Origin of the sequence: Shimia sp. CNT1-13L.2 (assembly GCF_024331145.1) — a bacterium.
GTDB lineage: Bacteria > Pseudomonadota > Alphaproteobacteria > Rhodobacterales > Rhodobacteraceae > Shimia.
This window is the reverse complement of sequence record NZ_JANDJO010000003.1, coordinates 440363-466212: the sequence shown is the minus strand read 5'-3', so window position 1 is coordinate 466212 and position 25850 is coordinate 440363. Positions and strand designations below refer to the sequence as shown.

General features: G+C 59.4%; 21 protein-coding genes. 13 read left to right on the top strand and 8 right to left on the bottom strand.

Annotated elements, in window-relative coordinates:
- The first annotated feature begins 62 nt into the window (after positions 1 to 62).
- The 4 genes from NNA36_RS09085 (at position 63) to NNA36_RS09070 (ending at position 3509) form a co-directional block, all read left to right on the top strand.
- Entirely contained in the window at positions 63 to 761 is a 699-nt protein-coding gene (locus NNA36_RS09085) for a B12-binding domain-containing protein (RefSeq protein ID WP_255106555.1), read from the top strand.
- A gap of 84 nt (positions 762 to 845) precedes the next feature.
- On the top strand, positions 846 to 1484 hold the full coding sequence (locus NNA36_RS09080; protein ID WP_255106553.1) for a DUF1638 domain-containing protein: 639 nt from the start codon (positions 846 to 848) through the stop codon (positions 1482 to 1484).
- A gap of 173 nt (positions 1485 to 1657) precedes the next feature.
- Positions 1658 to 2860: a hypothetical protein gene (locus tag NNA36_RS09075; RefSeq protein ID WP_255106551.1), complete on the top strand. Its 1203-nt coding sequence runs from the start codon at positions 1658 to 1660 to the stop codon at positions 2858 to 2860.
- Positions 2861 to 3011: 151 nt separating this feature from the next.
- Complete coding sequence (locus NNA36_RS09070) at positions 3012 to 3509, top strand: hypothetical protein (RefSeq protein WP_255106548.1); 498 nt, start codon at positions 3012 to 3014, stop codon at positions 3507 to 3509.
- Here NNA36_RS09070 and NNA36_RS09065 read toward each other — a convergent pair whose 3' ends face one another.
- Positions 3510 to 4136: a helix-turn-helix domain-containing protein gene (locus NNA36_RS09065; protein ID WP_255106545.1), complete on the bottom strand. Its 627-nt coding sequence runs from the start codon at positions 4134 to 4136 to the stop codon at positions 3510 to 3512. It abuts the gene before it with no gap.
- 66 nt (positions 4137 to 4202) lie between these two features.
- Here NNA36_RS09065 and NNA36_RS09060 point away from each other — a divergent pair, with 66 nt between their 5' ends.
- The 4 genes from NNA36_RS09060 to NNA36_RS09045 all read left to right on the top strand — a co-directional run bounded on the left by NNA36_RS09060 (position 4203) and on the right by NNA36_RS09045 (position 8040).
- On the top strand, positions 4203 to 5723 hold the full coding sequence (locus NNA36_RS09060) for a class I adenylate-forming enzyme family protein (RefSeq protein WP_255106542.1): 1521 nt from the start codon (positions 4203 to 4205) through the stop codon (positions 5721 to 5723).
- Entirely contained in the window at positions 5720 to 6361 is a 642-nt protein-coding gene (locus NNA36_RS09055; protein ID WP_255106540.1) for a DsbA family protein, read from the top strand. The genes NNA36_RS09060 and NNA36_RS09055 overlap by 4 nt, the downstream gene beginning before the upstream one ends.
- Positions 6358 to 6735 carry a potassium channel family protein gene (locus NNA36_RS09050; protein WP_255106536.1) on the top strand — a complete coding sequence of 126 codons (378 nt, stop codon included), beginning with the start codon at positions 6358 to 6360 and terminating at the stop codon, positions 6733 to 6735. Before NNA36_RS09055 ends, NNA36_RS09050 begins: the two co-directional genes overlap by 4 nt.
- A 96-nt stretch (positions 6736 to 6831) precedes the next feature.
- Positions 6832 to 8040 (top strand): multidrug effflux MFS transporter, encoded by a 1209-nt coding sequence (locus tag NNA36_RS09045; RefSeq protein WP_255106534.1) that lies wholly within the window; start codon positions 6832 to 6834, stop codon positions 8038 to 8040.
- Positions 8041 to 8147: 107 nt separating this feature from the next.
- Here the strand turns inward: NNA36_RS09045 and mfd are convergent, their stop codons facing one another.
- The gene (gene mfd, locus NNA36_RS09040; RefSeq protein WP_255106531.1) at positions 8148 to 11615 is read right to left on the bottom strand and encodes a transcription-repair coupling factor; all 3468 of its coding nucleotides are present in this window, start codon (positions 11613 to 11615) and stop codon (positions 8148 to 8150) included.
- A gap of 10 nt (positions 11616 to 11625) precedes the next feature.
- A complete protein-coding gene (locus NNA36_RS09035) occupies positions 11626 to 12150 on the bottom strand; it encodes a component of SufBCD complex (RefSeq protein WP_255106528.1) in 525 nt (174 codons plus the stop codon).
- Positions 12151 to 12260: 110 nt separating this feature from the next.
- On the opposite strand from NNA36_RS09035, the gene hemB reads away from it, so the two are divergent.
- The 3 genes from hemB to NNA36_RS09020 all read left to right on the top strand — a co-directional run bounded on the left by hemB (position 12261) and on the right by NNA36_RS09020 (position 14749).
- Positions 12261 to 13262 (top strand): porphobilinogen synthase, encoded by a 1002-nt coding sequence (hemB, locus tag NNA36_RS09030; protein ID WP_255106526.1) that lies wholly within the window; start codon positions 12261 to 12263, stop codon positions 13260 to 13262.
- Between the two features lie 121 nt (positions 13263 to 13383).
- Positions 13384 to 13944 carry a YSC84-related protein gene (locus tag NNA36_RS09025; RefSeq protein ID WP_255106523.1) on the top strand — a complete coding sequence of 187 codons (561 nt, stop codon included), beginning with the start codon at positions 13384 to 13386 and terminating at the stop codon, positions 13942 to 13944.
- A 7-nt stretch (positions 13945 to 13951) separates the two neighbouring features.
- Positions 13952 to 14749: an alpha/beta hydrolase gene (locus tag NNA36_RS09020; protein WP_255106520.1), complete on the top strand. Its 798-nt coding sequence runs from the start codon at positions 13952 to 13954 to the stop codon at positions 14747 to 14749.
- Here NNA36_RS09020 and NNA36_RS09015 read toward each other — a convergent pair.
- A complete protein-coding gene (locus NNA36_RS09015) occupies positions 14724 to 15596 on the bottom strand; it encodes an NAD(P)-dependent oxidoreductase (RefSeq protein ID WP_255106517.1) in 873 nt (290 codons plus the stop codon). The two genes, NNA36_RS09020 and NNA36_RS09015, sit on opposite strands and share 26 nt — an antisense overlap.
- Before the next feature lie 81 nt (positions 15597 to 15677).
- Here NNA36_RS09015 and NNA36_RS09010 point away from each other — a divergent pair, with 81 nt between their 5' ends.
- Together NNA36_RS09010 and NNA36_RS09005 are read left to right on the top strand one after the other, a co-directional pair.
- On the top strand, positions 15678 to 18143 hold the full coding sequence (locus NNA36_RS09010; RefSeq protein WP_255106515.1) for a penicillin acylase family protein: 2466 nt from the start codon (positions 15678 to 15680) through the stop codon (positions 18141 to 18143).
- A 248-nt stretch (positions 18144 to 18391) separates the two neighbouring features.
- Entirely contained in the window at positions 18392 to 21181 is a 2790-nt protein-coding gene (locus NNA36_RS09005) for a bifunctional aconitate hydratase 2/2-methylisocitrate dehydratase (RefSeq protein ID WP_255106513.1), read from the top strand.
- A 107-nt stretch (positions 21182 to 21288) separates the two neighbouring features.
- Here NNA36_RS09005 and hflX read toward each other — a convergent pair whose 3' ends face one another.
- The 4 genes from hflX to trkA all read right to left on the bottom strand — a co-directional run bounded on the left by hflX (position 21289) and on the right by trkA (position 25823).
- Positions 21289 to 22560, bottom strand: a complete 1272-nt coding sequence (hflX, locus tag NNA36_RS09000) for a GTPase HflX (RefSeq protein ID WP_255106512.1) — start codon at positions 22558 to 22560, stop codon at positions 21289 to 21291.
- Complete coding sequence (gene hfq, locus NNA36_RS08995; protein WP_008204623.1) at positions 22560 to 22799, bottom strand: RNA chaperone Hfq; 240 nt, start codon at positions 22797 to 22799, stop codon at positions 22560 to 22562. The genes hflX and hfq overlap by 1 nt, the downstream gene beginning before the upstream one ends.
- A gap of 125 nt (positions 22800 to 22924) precedes the next feature.
- Positions 22925 to 24379, bottom strand: coding sequence for a potassium transporter TrkG (locus NNA36_RS08990; protein WP_369681652.1), 1455 nt, complete (start codon positions 24377 to 24379; stop codon positions 22925 to 22927).
- 67 nt (positions 24380 to 24446) lie between these two features.
- Positions 24447 to 25823 carry a Trk system potassium transporter TrkA gene (gene trkA / locus NNA36_RS08985; RefSeq protein ID WP_255106510.1) on the bottom strand — a complete coding sequence of 459 codons (1377 nt, stop codon included), beginning with the start codon at positions 25821 to 25823 and terminating at the stop codon, positions 24447 to 24449.
- Between the last annotated feature and the right edge of the window lie 27 nt (positions 25824 to 25850).

Genomic DNA, 25850 nt, shown 5'->3' with positions numbered 1-25850 from the left:
AAGACGAATTCTGAATCAAACAACGAAACAGGCCGCGCGCCGGCAAGCCATAAGGAAAGCCCATGTCGGAAGAAGACGATATCATCCTGTCTGAACTGGACGACGAGGAACTGGTACAACAGATGTTCGACGACCTTTACGACGGTCTCAAGGAAGAGATCGAAGAAGGCGTTAACATCCTCCTCGAGCGCGATTGGCAGCCCTACGACATCCTGACCAAAGCCCTGGTTGGCGGCATGACCATCGTTGGTGCCGACTTCCGTGACGGCATTCTCTTCGTGCCCGAAGTTCTTCTTGCGGCAAACGCAATGAAGGGCGGCATGGCGATCCTCAAGCCGCTGCTGGCTGAAACCGGCGCACCGCGCGTTGGCAAAATGGTCATCGGCACCGTTAAAGGCGACATCCACGATATCGGCAAGAACCTCGTTGCGATGATGATGGAAGGCGCAGGCTTTGAAGTTGTCGACATGGGCATCAACAACCCGGTCGAGAACTACATGGAAGCACTGGAAAACGAACAGCCGGACATCCTCGGCATGTCGGCCCTGCTGACCACCACCATGCCCTACATGAAGGTCGTGATCGACACCATGGTCGAGCAAGGCGTACGTGAAGACTATATCGTTCTGGTCGGCGGCGCGCCCCTGAACGAAGAGTTCGGCAAGGCAATCGGCGCAGACGGCTACTGCCGTGACGCGGCTGTTGCGGTTGAAATGGCCAAGGAAATGGTCAGCCGCAAACACAACTCGATGAACGCCTGATCCTCCTCCTCAATTCAGGCGTTTTGAAAAACGGCCCGTCCCACTCCCCGGGCGGGCCGTATCTGTTTCAGGAAGGCGAACAAAATGGCCCTACCCAGCGACGAGACCCTGACCAGCGACGGCATGACTGCCACCGCCCAGACCGGCCGCATCCTGCTTATTGCCTGTGGTGCCCTGGCCCGCGAAATCCTCGCCCTGCAAAAGGCCAATGGCTGGGATCACATGGTCCTGACCTGCCTGCCCGCCATCTACCACATTCACCCTGAAAAAATCCCCGAAGCGGTCCGCGAAGCCGTAACCAAGCATCGCGACACCTATGACCAGATCTTCGTGGTTTACGCTGACTGCGGCACCGGCGGCTTGCTCGAACAGACCTGCGCCGACCTTGGCGTGGAAATGGTTCAGGGGCCGCACTGCTACAGCTTCTTTGAAGGCAACGACACATTCGCAAAGGTCTCGGAAACCGAGTTCGACGCCTTCTACCTGACCGATTTCCTTGTGCGCCAGTTCGATGCCTTCGTCTGGAAACCCATGGGCCTCGACCGTCATCCCCAGTTGCGCGACATGTACTTCGGCAACTATTCCAAACTGGTGTACCAGGCCCAGATCGACGATCCCGCCCTGACCGAGAAAGCCCAGGACTGCGCCGAGCGCCTAGGCCTTGCCTTCGAGCGCCGCTTTACTGGTTACGGCGACCTCGAAACCTCGCTCGCCAAGCTCTGACAAACCCCATCGCGCAATTTATCTCCGACACGGCGTCGCCGAAAGGCTGACGCCAAAAGGTGACTCAACATAATACTTTTTTCGCACAACTTTTAGGCGTATACATATCAAAACAAGAATAAATATGCCGAGTACAAACGGTTTGTGAGGTAAGTTTTTATCCGGAGAGGCAATTGAGCAAAGACATCAGGCAGAGTCGCACTTCAAATTCGAAACCGACTGATCCTTTGGCCACCCAATCGCGGGCTTATGGCGTACGAACGCGTTTTCGCTCAAAGACACCTAATTTCAATACGATAGAACTTAACACCTCAAGCACCGAGCCCCCCTCAAAAAGCCCCTGTTCACCCCGCTTCGCATCTTCTCTCAGGATCACCACGCTCGCAGTTCTGGGCGTGCCCCTTCTGTCTTCACCCACTGTGGCACAGATCAACGACTGCGGTGACAGCAAGACCGTCATTGAACGCACGGTAACAGCCCCACAATCAGAAGACGAAAAGCTGGAGCAGATCGACTGGGCAGAACTGGCGCGACTTGCACGCGGGGAACCACCCAGCGACAAGAAAAATCATCCTGAAACCACGACGATTAGAACCGAAGGTTGCGCGCTCGATGAAAGAGAAACCGACGCATTGCCCAAGGGCGAATTGTCGCCGCCTGAAGGCATGCAAGTCGTGGAAACCGGCATTGCGACGGTCCACCCCACAACCGCGCGCGGCGCAGACGCAAGCAGCAAGAGTATCGCAGGCACGGAATCCGGGCGCGCGCCCAAAGTGGCAGGATCAAAAGTTTCCGCAAAAGAGGAAAAGCCAACCATCGACTCCGAGCTTCTGGAAAAGCTCCTGATCCTTGCCCTCTCGCTTCTGAGTTTCGTAAGCGTGTTTGTCCTCGCCCGCTACTTGCCGGGCATCATCCTTGGTATCCTGCGCCGGCGCAAAACCTGCCGAATCCCGGTCATGCTGTTTACCGGTCGCACCGAGTTTCCGGGCCAGATCACCGTCCTGGGAAAATACGGCCTTCGCTTTCTGCCCAAAGATCCGCACACGATGGCCGCGCTGAAAAAATTGCTCGGCGAAGACCATTTCTACGAATTCGACATCACGATCGGCGACCGGACAAAAGCCGTCTTCGTGGACTCGGTGGATGATCCCCATGTCACCATCTTCTTTGTCGAAAAACTGGGCAAGAAAGAGCAGGACACGATGCTCTCCCTCTCAACCGTTGATGTGCGTTTCGACAGTTGGCGGCCTGTCAAAAAGGGCCGCGCGAAACTACGCCGTGAAGTCATCGAAGCGCGCCTGAACAAGCTGAAGGAAATGCGCAATGCAGAAATACGGCGCCGCCATCTGGCCGAACAATCTGCACGCTTTGACTGACTTGACCTTAGCGTAAACCACTTCAAGTTGTGCAATTCTGCAACACTCAACTAAAACTGATCAAACGTATCGCCCGCCACAACTTTTAAGTGTAGCGTAAAAAGAAATGAAAAAACAAACCTTTGAGGCAACCCACCCAAGGAGGCAGACCTTGACCAAATTTAAGGCCGCATTCTTATCCCTTCCGCTTATTTTCGGTCTCGCGGTACAGGCAGATGCCGCACGCACCGACACATGCCCCACCGGCTGGACAGAAAACGGCCAGGGTGTTCAGAAAAACGAAAAAGGCGATTTCTCCCATATCGACTGGAACGAACTGGCGCGCGTGGCCCGAGGCGAGAAATCCGCCGAACCCGTCGCCTATGTCAGATGCGCTTCGGCAACCGTCATGCGCGCCTCGGCCGCAGCAGTGGAACCAGCGGTTCTAGTGACAGACGCCTCCGCTGACAAGCTCTCGGGCATCACCTATACCAGCGCGACTGTGGCCTCGACCAACACGCGCACCTTTGCCAGCAAGCAGGAAAAACAGGCCCAAATCGATCAACTGAAATGGATCGGTATCGGCATGATCCTGTTTTCACTGGCCGTGATGGCCTATGCCTTCCTGCCCGGCATCGTGACAACGTTGCTGCGCCGCAAGCAGACCTGATCAGCCCGTCAGGGACGTCACCCACAGGATCGTGGCGTCCTCATCCGACACCGAAATCACGTTATGCCCCATCGAGGCATCGTAATAGGCGCTGTCACCGCGGCGCATCTCTACCGGCTCGTAGAACTCGGTATAGAGCTTCACAACACCCGTCAGCACATAGAGAAATTCTTCGCCGTCATGGCGGACCCAACCGTCGAATTCCTCGATCGAACGCGCACGCACCCGCGCGCGATAAGGCAGCATCGACTTCTTGGTCAGCGTCTCTGCAAGCAACTCGTGCTCATAGGTCACGGTTGCCTGATGCACGCCCTCGCCCGACTTCACCACCGACATGCGGCCGTTCACCTGGCTTTTCTGCGGCGGCGTGAACAACTGCGGCACGGAAATCTCCAGCCCCTCGGCCAGTTTTTTCAACGCGTCATAGGTCGGTGACATCTGGCCGTTCTCGATCTTCGACAATGTGGATCGCGCCAGACCGGCCTGTTTTGCCGCCTGCTCGAGCGTCCAGCTGCGCGCCTTGCGCAACTCTCGCACCCGAACCCCAAGGTCCAGAGGTTCAACATGGTCCGCCTGCCCGTTCTCACGGGCCACCTTGATCAGGGATTTCGGGTCTTTATCTGTCATGCTGGCCCTTCTAAACCGCCCTAACCTCCCCTTGCAACTCCCCAAACCGACGCCTACCAAGAACCCATGCTGTCTCTGTTCGATCAAGGCGCCCCGACGCCCGCCCCCACGCCCTTCAACATGGCGGCCCATGTGCTGGCCCATGCCGACGCCCTGTCCGACAAGGTCGCGCTTGTGGTGATGTCGCTGGATGGGTCCGAAGACTGGACCTACAGCGCGATGAAGGCGGCAATCCTCGGCACCGGCACGGGGCTCTTGCAACAAGGCCTTGCGCCCGGCCAGATCGTCCTCATGCGCCTTGGCAATACGGTCGAGTTCCCGATTGCCTATCTCGCCTGTATCGCAGTTGGCCTTGTGCCCGTGCCCACCTCTTCACAGCTGACAGACCCCGAAGTCGCCAAGATGGTTGCCGAGCTTTCGCCGGCCGCCATCCTGCGTGATCCCGACATCGCCTGTCCCGACACCCCCGGCATTCCCCAGCTGACGCTTGAGGCGCTGGAAGAGATGCGCATCCTGCCGCCCGCCGCCTTCCACATGGGCGATCCCGAGCGGCTTGGCTATATCATCTACACCTCCGGCACCTCGGGCGTGCCTCGGGCGGTTTGCCACGCCCACCGCGCGATCTGGGCGCGCCAGATGATGCACGAGGGCTGGTACGGCCTGCACCGCGATGACCGGCTGATGCACGCCGGTGCCTTCAACTGGACTTTCACCCTTGGCACAGGTCTGATGGACCCGTGGTCCGTGGGGGCCACCGCCCTGATCCCGGCCAAAGGCGTTGACCTGATGGCGCTACCCAGGCTTCTCAAAAGCCACAAGGCGACGATCTTTGCCGCCGCCCCCGGCGTCTACCGCAAGTTGCTAAGCGACCATCCCGACATCCACCTGCCCGATCTCCGCCATGGCCTGACCGCAGGTGAAAAGCTCTCCGAGACCATCCGCGAAGATTGGTTCGAGGCCACGGGCACCGCACTTTACGAAGCCTATGGCATGTCAGAATGTTCAACCTTCATCTCGGCCAGCCCCTCCTCGCCCGCCCATCCCGGCACGCTTGGTCGCCCGCAACCCGGGCGTCGTATCGCCATCGTGGACGAAACCGGCCCCGTTCCGCTTGGCACCGAGGGCACCATCGCCGTCGACCGCCGCGATCCCGGTCTGATGCTGGGCTACTACAGGGCCGAGGCAGACACCCAGGCGCGTTTCATGGGCGACTGGTTCCTGACCGGCGATCAGGGCGTGATGGACGAAGACTTCTACATCACCTATTCGGGTCGCGATGACGACATGATGAACGCCGGTGGCTTTCGTGTCTCTCCGCTCGAAGTCGAAGCCGCGCTCTCGCGCTTTCCCGGCATCGGGACCGTTGGCGTCACCGATGTCGAGGTCAAGGCCGACACCCGCGTCATCGCCGCCTTCTATACCTCTGATGCGCCGCTGGATGACGCCGCACTTCAGGCATTTGCGCAATCCAATCTGGCCCGCTACAAACACCCCCGGTTGTTCCAGCGTCTGGACGCGCTACCTACCAATCCAAATGGCAAGCTCAGCCGCCGGGCACTACGTGAAAACTTCGAGGCAAATACATGATTAAGCTAGACATTCTCTCTGATCCGATTTGCCCCTGGTGCCTGATCGGCAAGACGCGTCTCGAAAAGGCGCTTGCAGAAATTCCCAACCACCCCTTCGTGATCGAATGGCATCCATTCCAGCTGAACCCCGACATGCCGCAGGACGGGATGGACCGCCGCACCTATCTCGAAACCAAATTCGGCGGCAAGGAGCGCGCGGTCAAAGTCTATTCCGAGATCGACCAGCACGCCCGCGAAGAAGGTCTCGACCTTGATTTCGGTGCCATTCAGCGCACCCCGAACACGGTCAACGCCCACCGCCTGATCCACTGGGCCGGGATCGAGCAGAAACAGGACGAGATGGTCAACGCCCTGTTCGACGCCTATTTCAAGGAAGGTCGCGACATTGGCGACGACGAGGTGCTGTGCGATCTGGCCGACGGTATCGGCATGGATGCGGCCGTGGTTGCCAAACTGCTCAAGTCGGATGCCGACGCCGACATGATCCGCCAGCGCGATGCCCACAGCCGCCAGATGGGGGTGAACTCGGTGCCGACCTTCATCGTCGACAACCGCCACGCCGTCCCCGGCGCACAGCCTGCTGACCTCTGGGTCAAGGTCATCAACGAACTGATGGAACAGGACGCCGCCGAATGACGCCAAAGGAACGGATCATCTATCTCCTTCTCCTGATTGCCCCGACCATCGGATCGGGCACCGTCTTCTTTCACTACGTCGAAGGCTGGAGCTGGGTGGATGCCTATTTCTTTTCTGTCGTAACCCTGTCGACGGTCGGCTACGGCTCTCTTGTCCCGGTCACAACCGTTGGCAAGATCGGCGCAACCGTCTTCATTATCATGGGTCTCGGGATCTTCGCCTTCGTGATCCAGCAGTTCGGCAAAATGACAGCCGAGCGCCACGCCGCCCATTCAGAATGGCTGATCGCGCGCATTGGCCATCACAAACACGCGCCTGAGCCACAGGCCGACAACCTCGACGACGCGCCCGACCCTGCAAAAACCGAGACCTGATCTCTGCAAAATCGCACACCAACCTGCGCAACGTCGCCTCTGGCGTGTGTTTTGACAATATGTTAGCGCCGACGGGTAGTATTTTGCGAGCACCCCATGTCATCCCTGCCGATATCCCGAACCGAGTTCGTGGCGCTTTGCGCCATGATGTTTGCAACCATCGCCTTTTCAATTGACGCGATGCTGCCCGCCTTGCCGGAGATCGGCCAGGAGCTCAGCCCCGACAATCTCAATCGCGCGCAGCTGATCCTCACCAGCTTCGTTCTGGGCATGGGGATCGGCACCTTCTTCACAGGCCCCCTATCGGACGCCTTCGGGCGCAAGCCGGTGCTTCTTGGCGGCGCGGTCCTCTACACTGTCTGCGCCTTCATAGGCTGGCTGTCGCAATCCCTCGAACTGGTCCTCGCGGCACGCCTCTTTCAGGGCATCGGTGCCGCAGGCCCGCGCATCGTGACGCTGGCGATCATCCGCGATCTGTTCTCGGGCCGCGAAATGGCGCGCATTGTCTCGCTGGCCATGATGATCTTCACGCTGGTGCCCGCCATTGCCCCCTCTCTTGGCGCCATCATCATCGCCTACTCAAGCTGGCGCGGTGTCTTCGTGGCCTTCATGCTGTTCTCGATCCTGACCGGCCTCTGGTTCGCGCTGCGCATTCCCGAACCTCTGGCCCAGGAAGATCGCCGCCCCTTCCGCCTGTCGCTGCTGATCAGCGGCATGAAGGAAATGTGGGCCATTCCTTCTGTCCGCACCTCGATCCTTGTACAGTCGCTCTGCTTCGGCGTCCTCTTCGCGATGATCTCTTCGGTTCAGCCGATCTTCGACACCACCTTCGGGCAAAACGACGAATTTCCCCTCTGGTTCGGCGGCATCGCACTGGTCTCGGGCAGCGCCAGCCTGCTGAACGCCTGGCTGGTGGTGCGTGTCGGCATGCGCTTCCTCGTGACCGTAGCGCTTGGCGCACAAGTCCTCTGTTCCGCCACCATGCTCGTCCTCTGCCTGATCCTGCCCCCCAGCCTGCCGTTGTTCCTGGCCTTCGTGCTGTGGCAGACCAGCGTCTTTTTCCAGGTCGGCATGACGCTGGGCAATCTCAACGCGCTGGCGATGGAACCTCTCGGCCACATGGCCGGCACCGCAGCAAGCGTCATGGGCGCGATTGCCACGGTTCTTGGAACGATGATCGCCGTACCGATCGGCCTCGCCTTTGATGGCACGCCGCTGCCGCTGGCGATCGGCATCGGGATCAGTTCGGTCGTCGGCTACGCTCTGATGCTCAAGATGCGCCGCCTCGAACAGCTCGCCGCCTGAACCACCTGTTTACCACCGACCGCCGCGGTAACGGATCGCCGGATACCGCGGCTGCACCTCCGCAATACCGACGTAATACCGACGTTGCACCGACGTGGGTTTCGCGGTTAACCCTTGGCCTTCGCCCGGGCGCGTTTCTTTTCTGCGATGACCTTCTCGGCAAGATCGCGGGCAATGGCAAAGGCCCCTTTGATCTTGTCGCTTTCCTTCTTCCAGTCCCGACGCACAACGATCTTGTTGTCCTTCACCTTGGCCAGCCCGCGCTGATCCTGGATGAACTCCACAAGGCCCTGAGGCGAGGCAAACTTGTCGTTGTGGAACTGGATCGTCGCGCCCTTCGGCCCGCCATCCAGCTTGGAAATCCCGGCCCGCTTGCACATGTCCTTGATGCGAACAACAAGTAGCAACGTATTGACTTCCCTCGGCAATTTCCCGAACCGGTCAATCAGTTCCGCAGCAAAGCCTTCAAGCTCCACCTTGCTGTGCAACCCGCTCAGGCGGCGGTAAAGACCCAGACGCACATCCAGATCAGGCACATAGTCTTCGGGGATCAGCACCGGCACGCCCAGATTGATCTGCGGCGCCCACTGGTCATCCGTGTCGGTCAGGCCTTCCATCTCTCCGGCCTTGATCTTGGCAATCGCCTCTTCCAGCATCGACTGGTAAAGCTCATAGCCCACATCCCGCATCTGGCCCGACTGTTCCTCGCCCAGGAGGTTCCCTGCCCCGCGGATATCAAGGTCTTGGGAGGCAAGGGTAAATCCGGCTCCAAGCGTATCCAGAGAGCCCAGAACCCGCAGCCGCTTTTCGGCCGCCGGCGTCAGCTTCATACGCGGCTTGGTGGTCAGATAGGCATAGGCGCGGGTCTTCGAGCGGCCCACGCGCCCCCGGATCTGATAGAGTTGCGATAGGCCGAACATGTCGGCACGATGCACGACCATCGTGTTGGCTGTCGGAATATCCAGACCGGATTCCACAATCGTTGTCGCCAGCAGAACGTCGTATTTGCCGTCGTAAAAGGCATTCATGCGATCATCCAGCTCACCAGCCGCCATCTGGCCGTGCGCGGTGATAAAACTGATTTCCGGCACCTGTTCCCGAAGAAAGGCTTCGATGTCGGGCAAATCACTGATCCGTGGCACCACATAGAAGCTCTGACCGCCGCGGTAATGTTCCCTTAACAGGGCCTCGCGTATGGTCACCGCATCGAATTCGCTGACATAGGTGCGAATGGCAAGGCGATCCACCGGCGGTGTGCCAATGATCGACAGATCGCGCACGCCCGACAGGCTTAGCTGCAGGGTACGCGGAATCGGCGTCGCCGTCAGGGTCAGCACATGAACGTCTGACCGCATCTGCTTGAGGCGCTCCTTGTGCGCCACGCCGAAATGCTGTTCCTCGTCGATGATCAGAAGGCCAAGGTTCTTAAAACTCACGCCTTTTGCCAAAAGAGCGTGGGTACCGATCACGATATCCACCGTCCCCCGCGACAGGCCCTCGCGGGTTTTCTCGGCTTCCTTGTTGCTGACAAACCGCGACAGGCCGCGCACCTCAAGGGGGAACCCACGGAACCGGTCGGCAAAGCTCTTGTAGTGTTGCCGTGCCAGCAGCGTGGTCGGCGCAATCACCGCAACCTGCATCCCCGACATGGCCGCCACAAAGGCCGCCCGCATCGCCACCTCGGTCTTGCCGAACCCCACGTCGCCACAGACAAGGCGATCCATCGGCAATCCGGCCCCCAGATCGCCAACCACGTCGCCAATGGCGCGCAACTGGTCGTCCGTCTCCTGATAGGGGAAGCGCGCGGAAAACTCTTCCCAGGCATGGTGCTGTGCCTCAAGAACCGGCGCCTTGCGCAACGCACGCTCTGCCGCCACGCGGATCAGCTTGTCCGCCATCTCGCGGATACGTTCCTTGAGCTTGGCTTTCTTGGCCTGCCACGCGCCACCACCAAGGCGATCCAAAAGCCCTTCGTCGTGGCCGTATTTCGACAGCAGTTCAATGTTCTCAACCGGCAGGTAGAGCTTTGAATTCTCGGCATATTCGAGACTCAGACACTCATGCGCTGCACCGGCCGCCGTGATCACTTCCAACCCGTGATAACGCCCGATCCCGTGATCGACGTGCACCACCAGATCGCCCGGCGAAAGCGATTGGGTTTCCGTCAAAAAGTTCTCGGCCCGCCGCTTCTTGCGCGGTGCACGGATCAGGCGATCCCCCAGGACATCCTGTTCCGAAATCACGGTCATCCCCGGGGCTTCGAACCCGTGTTCCAGGGCCCATACGGCAAGATACAACCCCGTCTTGCTGATCCGCGTCGCATCCGTGACCGGAATCGCCTCGGCCAGCCCCTCGTCCTCAATCAGCCCGCTCAGGCGCTCTCGTGCCCCTTCGGAATAGGAGGCCACAAGCACTGGGCCGTCTTGCATCTTGGCTTTGATATGATCGGCCAAGGCACCGAAAAGGCTCAGGTTTTCCTGCTGGCGCTCAGGTGAAAAGTTGCGCCCGATCCGACCACCCGCATCAATCGCCCCCGGTCCCGATGCCTGTTGCAACGGCTTGAACTTGAGAACACGACGCGCCCCAACAGCCGCGTCCCACGCGGCATCATCCATATAGAGCAGCGCCGGAGGCACCGGTTTGTAAACCGTGTCGATCCGGCTTTTCTTTTGCAGCGCGTGATGGCGGGTTTCGTATTGGTCCTGAACCGTGTCCCAACGTGCAAGACGCACCGCATCCACCTGATCATCAAGGGAAATCGTCGCATCAGGAAGGTAATCGAACAGGGTTTCAAGACGTTCGTGAAAGAACGGCAGCCAATGTTCGACACCCTGGTGTTTCTTGCCCGCGCTGATAGCCTCGTAAAGCGGATCATCCGTCCCCGCAGCGCCAAATTCGATACGATAGTTCTGACGGAACCGCGTGATCGCCGCCTCGTCGAGAATGACCTCGGAGACCGGGGCCAGCTCGACCATGTCGAGCTTCTCCGTCGTCCGCTGGCTCACCGGATCAAACCGCCGCGCACCGTCAAGAACATCACCAAACAGGTCAAGCCGCACAGGGCCGCTGTCACCCGGCGGGAAGATGTCGATGATGCCCCCCCGGATCGCATAGTCACCCGGCTCCATCACCGTCGGCGCCTGAGTAAAGCCCATGCGCACGAGAAAGGCACGCAACGCGCCCTCGTCAATCTGGTAGTTCACCTGCGCCTTGAAGGCCGCCTCGCGCAGCACCTCACGTGCCGGCACCCGCTGCGTCGCTGCATTGAGCGTGGTCAGCAGCACGAACTGCTTGGGCATGCCGTGCACAAGCCCCGCCAACGTCGCCATGCGGGTCGCGGAAATGTCGGCGTTGGGCGAGACCCGGTCATAGGGCAGGCAATCCCAGCCCGGAAAGGTGATCACCGGCATGTCAGGCTGAAAGAACGCCAGCGCCGATTGCAGTGCCGCAAGCCGTTTGTCATCCCGCGCAACGTGGCAGACGGGACCACCGGTCTTGGCCACTTCCTTGAGGATCAATTGCGCGTCAAACCCTTCGGGCGCACCGCCTATGGTGATGTGGTTCTGTCCAGCCATCCTGTAATCCTCAACCCAGCGGAGACGAGGAGAAGTTCTGGTACATCCCCCAGATCGAGGTGATGAAAATCGAAATCATACCAATGATTTGCACGAAAATCCTATGGCGGTTGAGACGTTTGTACAAAAGCGCGCCACTGGCCTCTTCGTCCTGGATCTTGGTCGCCGTCGACAGGCTCATCAGACCAACAAGAGACATCGGGAACATCAACAGGAACACGGCCTGCGCGAACTCGATCCCGAACCCGAAACCGACCACCGCAAGGATCGCGAGGACGAAACAGCCAAAGCTCAGAAGCCAGAGCCCGGACACCCGGCCGATATAGAGAATTCGGTTGGTATTGATGCGCACGAGATCTTCGAGATCCACTTCCGACTGGCCGCCAACGCGCTTGGCCCGCAGCACCATGTCATAGGGCACGCCAAGCACCCAGTGGCTCGCTGAGGACCACATGACAGCCAACGCAATCCAGAACCAGAGGTTCGAGAAACTGCGCATATCGATGAGTTCAAAGACGGTTTGGTGCCAGTTCAATTCTGCTGCCCTCGTGTTGATCCCCCACATAACCCGCTGCCGCGGCAATTCCTAGCCTTGAGATAGACGAAAAACCGTGGCACTCGGGTAGGAAGACAAATGAGGACACCATGAGCCACTCGCCAGCCGCCTTTCCGACCGCCCGCCTGCGCCGCACTCGTCAATCCAATGCGATCCGGGGCCTTGTCCGCGAACACACGCTGACGGTTGACGATCTGATCTGGCCGGTCTTCGTGCGTGACGGCGAAGGTGTGGAAGAGCCCATCCCCTCGATGCCCGGCGTCGTGCGCCGCTCTGTCGACAAGATCGTCGAAGCCGCGCGGGAAGCGGCCGATCTTGGCATCCCCGCGATCTGCCTGTTTCCCTATACAGACCCTTCGCTCAAAACCGAGGACTGCGCCGAGGCGTGGAACCCCGACAACCTGTCGAACCGCGCCATCCGCGCGGTCAAGGAAGCGGTGCCGGAAATCGCGATCATGACAGACGTGGCTTTGGACCCCTACAACATCAACGGCCACGACGGCTATGTGCGCGACGGTGAAATCATCAACGACGAAACCGTTGAAGCGCTTGTGAAAATGGCCCTGGCGCAGGCCGAAGCGGGTGCCGATATCATTGGTCCCTCCGACATGATGGACGGCCGTATTGGTGCCATCCGCACTGCGCTTGAGGCGCACGGCCATTCGCGCGTGATGATCCTGTCTTATGCCGCGAAATACGCCAGCGCCTTTTATGGCCCCTTCCGCGACGCGGTTGGCGCATCCGGCGCCCTTAAGGGCGACAAGAAGACCTACCAAATGGATCCGGGCAACACTGACGAAGCCCTGCGCCTTGTCTGCCGCGATCTTGATGAGGGGGCGGATATGGTCATGGTCAAACCGGGTATGCCCTATCTCGATATTTGCCGCCGCGTGAAGGATGAATTCGGCGTGCCAACCTTTGCCTATCAGGTGTCGGGCGAATACGCGATGATCATGGGGGCCGCCCAGAACGGCTGGATTGACGGTGACAAGGCCATGGTCGAAAGTCTGCTGGGCTTCAAGCGGGCTGGCTGCGATGGCATCCTGACCTATTTTGCCCCGGCCGTCGCGCGGAAACTCGCCGGAGAATAACCTGTGCAGTAACTTGCCGATCACGGGACAGTGCTAGTGACAGATTTGCTCATTGTCCCTATAATCTCGCGCAAATGACTGCCACAACGGCGGCAAGAAACAGCAGTATACAGGCGGACCCATGACATTGATCACCCGACGCAGCTTTACCTTGGCCGGATTGGCCGGAATGGGCCTAACGGCCGCATGCGGTAACGGCATTGGCGGCAACGGCGCGCAGGAAATCGACGCCCGCGTCGATAACACGCTCAACTATCTCTATTCGAACTACCCCAACGCGGTGGACCTGGCCGAGAAATCGACCGGTGTGCTGGTGATGCCAGTTGTCACCGAGGCTGGCCTCGGGTTTGGCGGCGGTTACGGCCGTGGCGCGCTGCGGGTCGACGACATCACCGTTGACTACTACTCGGCAACCAAGGGCAGCTTCGGCTTGCAGATCGGGGCGCAGCAATATGCCCACGTCCTGTTCTTCATGACACAAGGCGCATTGGCCGAATTCCGCCGCTCGAACGGATGGGCCGCGGGCGCGGACCTCAAGTATGCCGCCGTCGATGAAGGCGGCACCCTCAAGGCCGATACCACCACCACGCTTGCACCCGTGATCGCTGTGGTCTTCGGCCACGCGGGCCTGCACATCGGCGCAACCCTCGAAGGCGTCAAATACACGCGCATCATTCCCTGATTTCAGCGTGCACGTTGAAAACAACATCGTGTTTACCGAGCGCCAGTCAGACCGATTGGCGCTCGATCTTTATTTGCCGTCCCGCAAAACCAAAGCCCTTATTGTCTATGCCTATGGTGGTGGGTTCACGCGAGGCACGCGCTGCTCAGATTTCATCTCTCAGCTTGCAAAGCGAATAACCGGCGAAGGCTATGCGCTCGCGGCCATCGACTATCGCCTTAACGCCGCCCCTGAGAGCATTGAAAAAGAACAGCAAAAGATCATCTCCCAAAACATGGAACGCGGCCTTGGTGCCGGTGTGTCTTTGGCCAGACGTTTGATGGGTTTTCGTTGCGAGGCCGCTCGGCAGGACATCGGAGAGGCCTTGGCACTCCTGAAACGCAACAGGCGCCAATGGGGCATTCACAATGAGCGGATCGGGCTGATCGGCACCTCTGCCGGTGGTATTGCCGGGATGGCTCTGGCATACGCCCCGCGCCACCTCCCCAATCTTCCATCCCCCGACGCGGTTTTCGTTCTCGGGGGCGCGATGATCCATCCTTGGCGATTGCGGTCAGATGGCCCTCGCTGCGTATTCCTTCACAGCACGCTCGATCGGATCATCGCACCGAAGAACCTGCACCTCGTGAAAAAGCGCGCCGAACAGACCGGCGCGCCCATAGAAGTGCTGTTTTGCGGTCGCAAAGGTCACAATGCCCCAAACCAGGCGCTCTTCGAAGACTCTGACGAGACTGGAGCAAGCTATTGGGGTCACATGATCGCGCTGTTTGAGACAGAGCTTAATCCATCGCCCGCAAACGTTTGAAAAGGCTGGACGTATCCCAGCGGCCGCCCCCCATTTTCTGAACGTCCTTGTAGAACTGGTCCACTAGCGCCGTCAGTGGCAGGCTGGCGTCGGTCCGGTTCGCAGTGTTCAGACAAATGCCAAGATCCTTGCGCATCCAGTCAACAGCGAAACCATAGTCGAAATGATCGTCCAGCATGGTTTCGTGGCGGTTCACCATTTGCCAACTGCCAGCCGCACCCTGGCTGATCACTTCCACCACGGCGCGCCCGTCTAGGCCCGCTTTCTCGGCAAAATGCAACGCCTCGGCCAGGCCCTGAACAACGCCGGCGATGGCGATCTGGTTGCTCATCTTGGTCAATTGGCCGGCACCGCTTTCACCGATACGGCGGCAGATCTTGGAATAGACATCCATAACCGGCTCAGCAGCGTCATAGGCAGCCTGATCGCCACCACACATGATCGACAGAACCGCGTTTTCAGCCCCTGCCTGCCCACCGGAGATCGGCGCATCAACAAAGGCAATTCCCGCTTCTTTTCCAACAACATAGAGCTCTTTTGTAACGTCATCCGAAACCGTCGTATGGTCCACAAAAACTGCACCTTCGGCCATACCTGCGAAGGCGCCATCATCACCAAGGCAAACGCTGCGCAGGTCATCATCGTTGCCCACGCAGGCCATGACAAACGCAGCACCCTCAGCAGCTTCTCTCGGCGTTACGCCCATTGCGCCACCATGTTCGGCCACCCAGGCCTCTGCCTTTGCGGCAGTACGGTTGTAAACAGTCACATCGTGACCGGCTTTCTGAAGATGTCCCGCCATCGGGTATCCCATCACCCCAAGGCCAAGAAACGCCACTTTCGCCATGTGCTTTTCCCTCGCTGTCATTCGTCGTAGTGTTTGTCCTGTCCCCAGAGGCAGATGGCAAGACTTAATCCGGGATTCGGTATGGGCGTTTTCTTTCAGTGGCTGCTGCGCATTGCAGGCGGCTTGGTATTTTTGGCGGCAGCTTTGGTCATGCTGGCCTATTTCCTCGCATCCCGGTCTTTGCCGGAATACGACAAGACGCTCGAGATCGGCGGGATTTCCGCGCCGGTGGAAATCGTGCGCGACAATGCCAATGTTCCACATATCTTCTCGGCAACTGACCGCGACGCCTTTTTTGCCCTTGGCTATGCCCATGCTCAGGATCGCCTCTGGCAGATGATGATCCTGCGTCGCACGGCGCAGGGGCGGCTGTCTGAACTGTTCGGACGTTCCACCCTGAACACAGACACGCTGATCCGCCGGCTCGATATTTACCCCCTGTCGGTACAGTCAGTTTCCGCCCAAGACGCGCGCACCCTTGCCGTGCTGCGCGCCTACTCCGCCGGCGTGAACGCGCGGATTGACGAGATCAACCGCGACTCTCTTGGCCGTGGCGCGCCTGAGATGTTCCTTTTCCCAAGCGCGATTGCCCCCTGGCAACCTGCTGATTCCATTGCCATTCAAAAGGTCATGGCCCTGCAACTGGCCGGGCACCTGCAGGACGAGGTGTTGCGCGCCCGCACGTCATTGTTGCTGCCAGAAGAAGAACGACTGCGCGACATTCTGCCGGATGCACCGGGAACCGGTGTTGCCGCCCTGCCCGATTTTGCAAGTCTGGTTCCCGGCGCGCCGCGTTACGCAGCCTCGACCGAACAGCCACTGCACCCACTGTCGCCGTTCAAACCGCGGGGCCTGGCAGGGGCATCCAACGCATGGGCCGCCGCGCCGAACCGATCCGCAACCGGCGGCACCCTCATGGCCAATGACCCACACCTTGGCCTGACTGCACCGGCCATCTGGTATCTCGCGCGGTTGGAACTGCAATCCGGCGGCGTGATCGGCGGCACCATTCCCGGCCTGCCAACCATCCTTTCCGGTCGCTCCGAAGGTCTAGGTTGGGGGCTGACCTCAGCCTACATGGACGATCAGGACGTTTTCATCGAGGAACTGAACCCCGAGAACCCCGAGGAATACAGAACGCCAGACGGGTACAAACCCTTCGTGACCCGCAAGTCCATCATCACGATTGCCGACGAAGCCCCGGTGACACTCACATTGCGCTGGACGGACAACGGGCCGGTTCTGCCCGGTAGTTTTTATGATCTCGGCACCATCACCCCCTCGGGCCATGTCGCGGCGCTGGGTTGGACCGCGCTATCTGCGCAGGACACGTCACTGAGCGCCGCCGTCGGGATCATGTATGCAAAGTCGGTCCGCGAAGCTATTGATGCAACCGAGCCCTATATCTCGCCGGCTCAGAACCTGACCCTCGCGGATCGGGAAACCATCGCGATGAAAACCATCGGCGCCATGCCCCGTCGCCATGCCAACCACCAAAGCAAAGGGCGCATGCCCTCGCTGGGCTGGATTGCGCAGAACCGCTGGCAGGGTCGCCTGCCCTACAGCTCCAACCCCGAATTCTATGCTCCAGTTGGAGGGATCGTTGGCAATACCAACAACAAGACAGTCGAACGCCCGTTCCCCCTGCACGTCTCATACGAATGGGGCGACAGCCAGCGCATCCAACGCTGGCAGCGCCTGATGCAGGGCCGTCAGGTGCACACCCGTGACAGTTTCGTGGAAACGCAGCTGGATACCGTCAGCTTCTCGGCCCGATCCCTGTTGCCGCTGGTTGGCGCAAACCTGTGGTTTACCGGCGACGCGGCCCCCGACGGCACGCCGGAGCGCCAGCGCCAGCGCGCTCTGGCGCTTCTGGCCGAGTGGAACGGCGAAATGAACGAACATCTGCCGGAACCTCTTATCTATGCCGCATGGATGCGCGCCCTGCAGACCCGTCTGATTCAGGATGATCTTGGCCCCCTCACCGAGGAATTCACCCATGTGGAACCCCTGTTCATCGAGCGGGTCTTCCGCAACGTCGAAAACGCTTCGGTCTGGTGCGACGTGATCCAGAGCGCGCCGGTTGAAACCTGCACAGACATGGCGCGTCTGGCGCTGGACGATGCCCTTCTGTGGATTGCAGAGCGCTATGGTGACCAGCTGGAAAGCCTGCGCTGGGGGGATGCCCACCAGGCAACCCACGATCACCCCGTTCTTGGTGAAATCCCGGTTCTGCGCCATTTTGTGAACATCCGCCAATCCACCAGTGGCGGCGACAACACGTTGCAACGCGGCCGCACCAGTGGCGCGGGAGACGATCCGTTCCAGAATGTCCACGCCGCGGCCTATCGGGGTGTCTATGACTTTGCCGACCCCGACAGTTCGCTGTTCATCATCTCGACAGGCCAGTCCGGACACTTCCTGTCGCGCTACTATGATGACATGGCGCAACTCTGGCGGCGGGGTGAATACGTTCCGATGTCTTTGGATGCCGACCTTGCACGCGCGGCAGCCGTTGGAGTCACGACTCTGGTTCCCAAACCCTAGTTGGCGCACCTGCGGTAAATGCGCCCTAGCCTGCGTTTCATCAGGTTTTTTACCCAGTTTGCTGGATTCATAGGTGCGCAACGCGTAAATAGAGCATGCAAACGACTGGGGCATCTTGCCACCGTCGAATGACTTGCAACCAAAAACACTTTGGTATACGACGGCATACAGAAATCCAAAGCCCGGTTCGTCACCCCATTTGCGTCCCGGTGCTCTAGCCAAACCCAACTTAAAACTTCGGGATCGTCATGAGCTTGTACACAGATTACCTCAATGAAATCGACGCTCGTAAAGAGCAAGGCCTGAACCCCAAGCCCATCGATGATGGCGCGCTTGTGGGTGAACTGATTGAACAGATCAAGGACACCGGCAACGAGCATCGCGAAGCTTCGCTGAACTTCTTCATCTACAACACCCTTCCTGGCACCACGAGCGCCGCAGGTGTCAAGGCAGAGTTCCTGAAAGAAATCGCACTGGGCCAGGTCTCGGTTGACGAAATCTCAGTAGAATTCGCCTTTGAACTGCTGTCGCACATGAAGGGTGGCCCCTCGGTCAAGGTTCTTCTCGACCTGGCGCTGGGCGATGACGCGGCCATCGCCGCGCAAGCTGCCGACGTACTTAAAACGCAGGTCTTCCTCTACGAAGCAGACACCGCGCGCCTTGAAGAGGCGTTCAAAGCCGGCAACGCTGTCGCCAAGGACCTTCTGGAAAGCTACGCGAAGGCAGAGTTCTTCACCAAACTTCCCGAAGTTGAAGAAGAAATCAAAGTCGTCACCTATATCGCAGGCATTGGCGATATCTCGACCGACCTCCTTTCGCCCGGCGCAGAGGCCCACTCGCGTGCGGACCGTGAACTTCACGGCAAATGCATGATCAGCCCGGAAGCACAGGTAGAAATCCAGGAGCTGCAAAAGCAACACCCGGATGCGCGCGTCATGCTGATCGCGGAAAAGGGCACCATGGGTGTGGGTTCGTCGCGGATGTCCGGCGTAAACAACGTGGCACTTTGGACCGGTAAGAAGGCATCGCCCTATGTGCCCTTCATCAACATCGCACCGGTTGTGGCGGGCACCAACGGCATCTCGCCGATCTTCCTGACCACCGTTGGCGTGACCGGCGGCATCGGCATCGACCTGGACAACTGGGTCAAGAAGACCGACGCCGACGGCAATGTGGTTCTGGACGAAGATGGCGAAGCGGTTCTGGAAGAGGCCTATTCGGTTGCCACCGGCACCGTGCTGACCATCAACAGCAAAACCAAAACCCTGCATGACGCCGACGGCAACGTGCTGAAAGACGTCTCTGCCGCCTTCACCCCGCAAAAGGTGGAGTTCATGAAGGCCGGTGGCTCTTACGCCGTGGTCTTCGGCAAGAAGCTGCAGACATTTGCAGCAGCCGCGCTGGGCCAGGAGCTGAAATCGGCCTATGCCCCCTCCAAAGAGGTTTCGGTCGAAGGCCAGGGCCTGACCGCGGTCGAAAAGATCTTCAACCGCAACGCGCTGGGCACCACCCCGGGCGTAACCCTGCACGCCGGTTCGGATGTCCGCGTCAAGGTCAACGTGGTTGGCTCGCAGGACACTACCGGCCCGATGACCGCGCAGGAACTCGAGGCGATGGCCGCCACCGTGATCTCGCCGTCGGTTGACGTGGGCTATCAGTCGGGCTGTCACACCGCATCTGTTTGGGACAAAAAAGCTCAGGCCAACATCCCGAAACTGATGCAGTTCATGAACGACTTCGGCCTGATCACCGCGCGTGACCCGAAGGGCGTCTATCACTCGATGACCGACGTGATCCACAAGGTGCTGAACGACATCACCGTGGATGACTGGGACATCATCGTTGGCGGCGACAGCCACACCCGTATGTCCAAGGGCGTTGCCTTCGGCGCGGACTCGGGCACCGTTGCCCTGGCGCTGGCAACCGGTGAAGCGGCTATGCCGATCCCGGAATCGGTCAAGGTAACCTTCAAAGGCCAGATGGCCGATCACATGGACTTCCGCGACGTGGTGCACGCCACCCAGGCACAGATGCTGGAACAGCACGGCGACAACGTCTTCCAGGGCCGCGTGATCGAAGTCCACATCGGCACCCTGCTGGCGGACCAGGCGTTCACCTTCACTGACTGGACCGCCGAAATGAAGGCCAAAGCTTCGGTCTGTATCTCGAACGACGAGACCCTGATCGGTTCTCTGGAACTGGCCAAGTCGCGCATCCAGGTGATGATCGACAAGGGCATGGAAAACGCGGCTGGCACCCTGCAAGGGCTGCTGGACAAAGCCGACAAGCGTATTGCCGAGATCAAGTCGGGTGAAAAACCCGCCCTGACCCCGGATGACAACGCCAAGTACTTTGCCGAGGTGGTTGTGGATCTGGATCAGATCGTCGAGCCGATGATCGCTGACCCGGACGTCAACAACGAAGACGTGTCCAAGCGCTATACCCACGACACAATCCGCCCCGTGTCCTACTACAACGCGGACAAGAAGGTGGATCTCGGCTTTGTGGGGTCGTGCATGGTTCACAAGGGCGACATGAAGATCGTGGCCCAGATGCTCAAGAACCTCGAAAAGTCGATGGGCAAGGTCGAGTTCAAGGCACCGCTCGTGGTGGCCGCGCCGACCTACAACATCATTGATGAGCTGAAGGAAGAAGGCGATTGGGAAATCCTCGAGAAATACTCGGGCTTCACTTTCGACGATATGTTCCCGAAGACCCAGGCGCGCACCGAGTACGAGAACATTCTCTACCTTGAGCGCCCCGGCTGTAACCTCTGCATGGGTAACCAGGAAAAAGCCGCCAAGGGCGACACCGTTCTGGCCACCTCGACCCGCCTGTTCCAAGGCCGCGTCGTGGGCGACCTTCCCGAGAAGAAGGGTGAATCGCTTCTGGCCTCGACCCCGGTTGTGGTTCTGTCGGCCATCCTCGGCCGCACGCCGACCCTGGAAGAGTACAAAGCCGCGGTTGAAGGCATCGACCTGACCAAGTTTGCCCCGCCGCTGGCAATCCCGGCGACGACCAAGTCGGCACACTTCTAAGAACAGGAAACGGGGCGGTTTGGATCGCCCCGTTTTTCTTTCCGAATGTGAAAAGGGCCTCATCAATCGTGATGAGGCCCTTTTGATTTAGATCGGTGTCTGGAAGCTCAGAGTGTTTCGAACTTGCGGGCTTGCCGCGCTGTCCATTTCACTCGCAGATGAAACCCGTTTTCATCTTGGGTTTCTTCCTCAACCACCCCTTCCTTGAACAGCCAAGCCCTTTGCTTACCTTGGGAAAAGTCGAGATCAACGGTTTCCTCGCTGCGCTCTGCATCCAGCGATGCGGCAATCGCCGTGAAAAGATCGTCGAGACCTTCGCCGGTGATTGCAGAGACCGCAAAGATGCTGTCATCCCGCCCGGCGCGCGTGCGCATGGCGTCCTGACGGTCCTCATCCAGAAGGTCGACCTTGTTCCAGACTTCGATCATCGGGGTACCCGCCCCAACACCCAGTGAGTTCAGGATGTCATGCACGTCTTCCGCCTGAATATCAGTCTCGGGATGCGCAATGTCTCGGACGTGAAGGATCAGGTCCGCCGCTAGAACCTCTTCCAATGTCGCGCGGAAGGCGGCAACAAGTTCGGTTGGCAGATCCGAGATGAACCCCACCGTATCCGATAGAATGACCTCGGGCCCGCTCGGCAGCTCCACGGCCCGCATCGTCGGGTCAAGCGTTGCAAACAGCATGTCCTTGGCCATCACGTCGGCCCCGGTGACACGGTTGAACAGCGTCGACTTCCCGGCGTTGGTATAGCCCACCAGGGCCACAATCGGGAACGGAACCTTGGCCCGCGCCTTGCGGTGCAGCTCGCGTGTTTTGACAACCTTGCTCAACTGCCGACGCAGGCGCACCAGTTGATCGTCGATCGCACGGCGGTCGGCCTCGATCTGGGTCTCCCCCGGACCGCCAACAAAGCCAAGACCACCCCTTTGGCGCTCAAGGTGGGTCCAAGCCCGCACAAGGCGCGTCCGCTGATAGCTCAGCGCCGCCATCTCGACCTGAAGCACACCTTCGCGGGTGCGGGCTCGGTCCGAGAAGATTTCAAGGATCAGACCTGTCCGATCCAGAAGCTTCACTTTCCAGGCTTTTTCAAGATTTCGCTGCTGAACCGGCGACACGGGGCCATCGATCAGGACAAGCTCAACCTCGTTGTCGTGGAACAGTTGCTTCAGCTCTTCGATCTTGCCCGAACCGAACAACATACCCGGATGCGGCCGTGCAAGCCGCACGGTATTCGAGCCGACGACATCAAGTTCGGGAAGGGCGGCCGCAAGCGAAACGGCCTCTTCCAAAGCGAAAGAGGCCTCGCGCCGTTGGTCGGCACCAGTGATATCGGGATGCAGGACCCATGCTCGGGTGACCCGCGCGTCATGCTCCATCAAGAGGCGTCTTCACCCTCGTAGAGGCTGATCGGCTGAGCCGGCATAATGGTCGAGATCGCATGTTTGTAGACAAGCTGGCTCTGGCCGTCGCGGCGCAGAAGTACACAGAAGTTATCAAACCACGTGATAACGCCCTGAAGCTTGACCCCGTTGATCAGGAAGATTGTTACCGGAACCTTGGTTTTCCGGACGTGGTTCAGAAATGCGTCTTGGAGGTTTTGTCGATCCGAAGCCATCGCGCGTTTGCCTTTGTTCTTGTTGGGTGCCACGGGTGCAGTTGATTGAAGGGAGTATGGAGTGGGCTTTGGAGACTTTCCACCCCCAAATACACATTTTGGATGAATCGTCGCGGGTTAGCGCATCATTTGTGCCACAATTCCGGCGAGAGAAGCGCGATAATCACGAGGGTTTCCAGCCGCCCAAGCACCATTGCCCCGGCAAGGATCAGCTTGACCCCACTGCCAAAGGCGGCAATCTGCACAGGGGTTTCAGACGCCACCGAGGCCAAGGGGCCGGTTGTTGTCAGCGTCGCAATGGCCAAAGTCAACGCATCTTCAAAGCCAACACCGGCCGCGGCCAGCGAAATGGTGATCAATGCCAGCGACATGGCAAATAGCATGAAGAAAACCCAGGCAATCTGCGCGCCCTTGCGGCGAATCCTGCGAGAATCCGAACGCCGCCCCACAATCATCGAGGGATGGACCAGCCGCTGCATCTCGCCAAGGCCCTGACGATACAGCACATAAACCCGCAGCAGCTTGACCCCGCCGGCGGTGGTTGCAACGCCGCCACCGACAATGGCCAATCCCATGAGGATCATGCCCGGGGTCGAAAGGCCCGACCAATTCCGCGCAGTTTCCCACTCCGCGCTTTCAAATCCGGTTGTGGTCAGAAAGCTCAGCACGGTGAAGATACTACCCCAGGCTGCCCGAAGCGCCACGTCAAGGTTTTGCAGCTCATCGAACTCGAAGGCACCCAACCAGTGGCGCAGGAAAAGAAAGCCGGGAACCGCCAGTATGATCAGCAATCCTATGCGAAATTCGTGATCCTGAAACAGGGAGTCGCGCCGCACGGCGCCGGTGTCTGCGGAAAAGGTGACACGCGATAGGGCAAACAGCATGAACAGCAAGAGCACCAGTTCGCCGCCAATCCCCGATTTCGCCGCCGTCACGCCGCCGACCGACGAGATACCGCTTGTCGACAGCACGGCCATCGCGTGCATCAACCCCGTCAAGGTCTCCTCACCCATCACGATGAGCATCACCCAAAGCGCCAGCGTCAAACCCGCGTAGACAGGGATCAGCGCCATCGCGCCGCGTTGCCATCTCCGCATCGAGTCGACGACCGCCGATTGCCCCTGCTGGCTCTCATCGTAGCCGGGATCAGGTCGCGCAGTGACTTCAAAGCCGCCAAGGCTCAGCGGGGAAAAAACGGCGGCAGCGGCGATCCACATCATCGCCCCTCCGAGCCAGGCCACCATACCGCGCCAGAGATGAAGGGATCCGGAAAGTCGCCCCGGATTGTCATAAAGCGTTGCGCCCGTTGTCGTGAAGCAGGACACCATTTCAAAGTAGGCATTCAGGAAGCTGGTCGTTGCCAGCCCCTCCCAGAACGGCACCGCAAGGATCACCGGGAGACAGGTAAAAGCCAGAAACAGCGCCACCAGATGGTCCACCGCTCGCGGCGGACGCCCTGTGTCCGAAATCGCAAGCGCGATTAAGCCGAATACGAAGATCGTGAGCGTGCCGCTGTAGAAAAAGCTGCGTGCCTCGTGCAGATCATGCAGCCGCGCTGCATAGATCGCGGGAACATACATCGCCACGCCAGACATCCCCACGAACAGCAGGAAAAGCGGAAGTCTGGAGAGGCGAGACAGCATCAGATCAGAAGAAATCGATAGAAACTTGCATCAGGCGTTCGACTTCGGGAACGTCGGCGGCCATCGAGAACAGCGCGATCACGTCCCCCTCATCAATGCGCGTCCCGCCCTTGGGTTTGATGATTTCGTCGCCCTTCTGCACCGCCCCCACGAGCACGCCCTCCGGAAACTCAATGTCGCGGATTTGTTTGCCGGCGATAGGCGAAGTCGACAGGACTTCGGCCTCGATGATCTCGGCCTCGGCGTCACCAATCGAGTAGACATCCCGAACACGGCCATGACGAATGTGCCGCAAGATCGAACTGACGGTCGTGGCCCGCGGGTTGATGTAGGCATCAATGCCAAGCGGCCCCATCAGGGGGACCAACGTCGGGTCATTGATCAGGGCAATCGCCATCTGGCATCCCCGCGACTTCGCGCGCACCGCCGTCAGCAGGTTCACCTTATCGTCGTCCGTCACCGCGAGAACGGCGTCAGCGCGATCAACGCCCGCTTCGGACAAAAGCCCCGCGTCCAGACCATCCCCATGAAGAACAATTGTCCGCTCCAAAGCCTCGGCGGCCACTTCCGCAACTTTCCGGCTGCGTTCAATCACCTTGGCGCGGATGCGGTCTGTGCTGGCCTCAAGTTTCTGCGCAACGGTCAAACCGACGTTGCCACCACCGACAAGCAAAACGCGCTCTTGTTTTTTCTGTGTTTTACCAAAAACTTCCAGGGTGCGAACAACGTCTTCGGCAAAGGTAAAGACATAGATCTCATCGCCCACGAACAGCTGGTCCGCCGGTTCGGGCGCGAACAATGTGCCTTCCCGTCTAACCCCGACAACCACCGCACGCAGGGTCGAAAACAGATCGGTCAGCTGGCGCAGCGGGGTGTTCACCACCGGGCAATCCTCGTCCAGCGTCACCCCGAACATCTGGACGCGCCCATCAAGGAAAGTTTCGGTATCAAAGGCCGCAGGCGCGGAAAGGCGTTTCAAAGCCGCCTCGGCCACCTCCATTTCCGGGCTGATCACTACATCAATCGGCATGTGATCGCGCCGATAGAGATCGGAATAGATCGCATCCAGATAGGATTGGCTGCGCAGGCGCGCGATCTTGCGGGGAATGGCAAAGACCGAATGGGCCACCTGGCAGGTCACCATGTTGACCTCGTCCGAGTAGGTCGCGGCAATGATCATGTCCGCGTCGCGCGCTCCCGCCTTGTCGAGGACGTCCGGATAGCTTGCGAACCCGGCAATGCCCTGAACATCAAGCGTATCCGTGGCACGGCGCACAAGATCGGGATTGTTGTCGACGACGGTGACGTCGTTTTTCTCGGAAGACAAATGCCGGGCGATTTGCCAACCAACCTGCCCAGCCCCGCAGATAATGACCTTCATTGGATACCTCTTTGGGTTTCAGAGTTC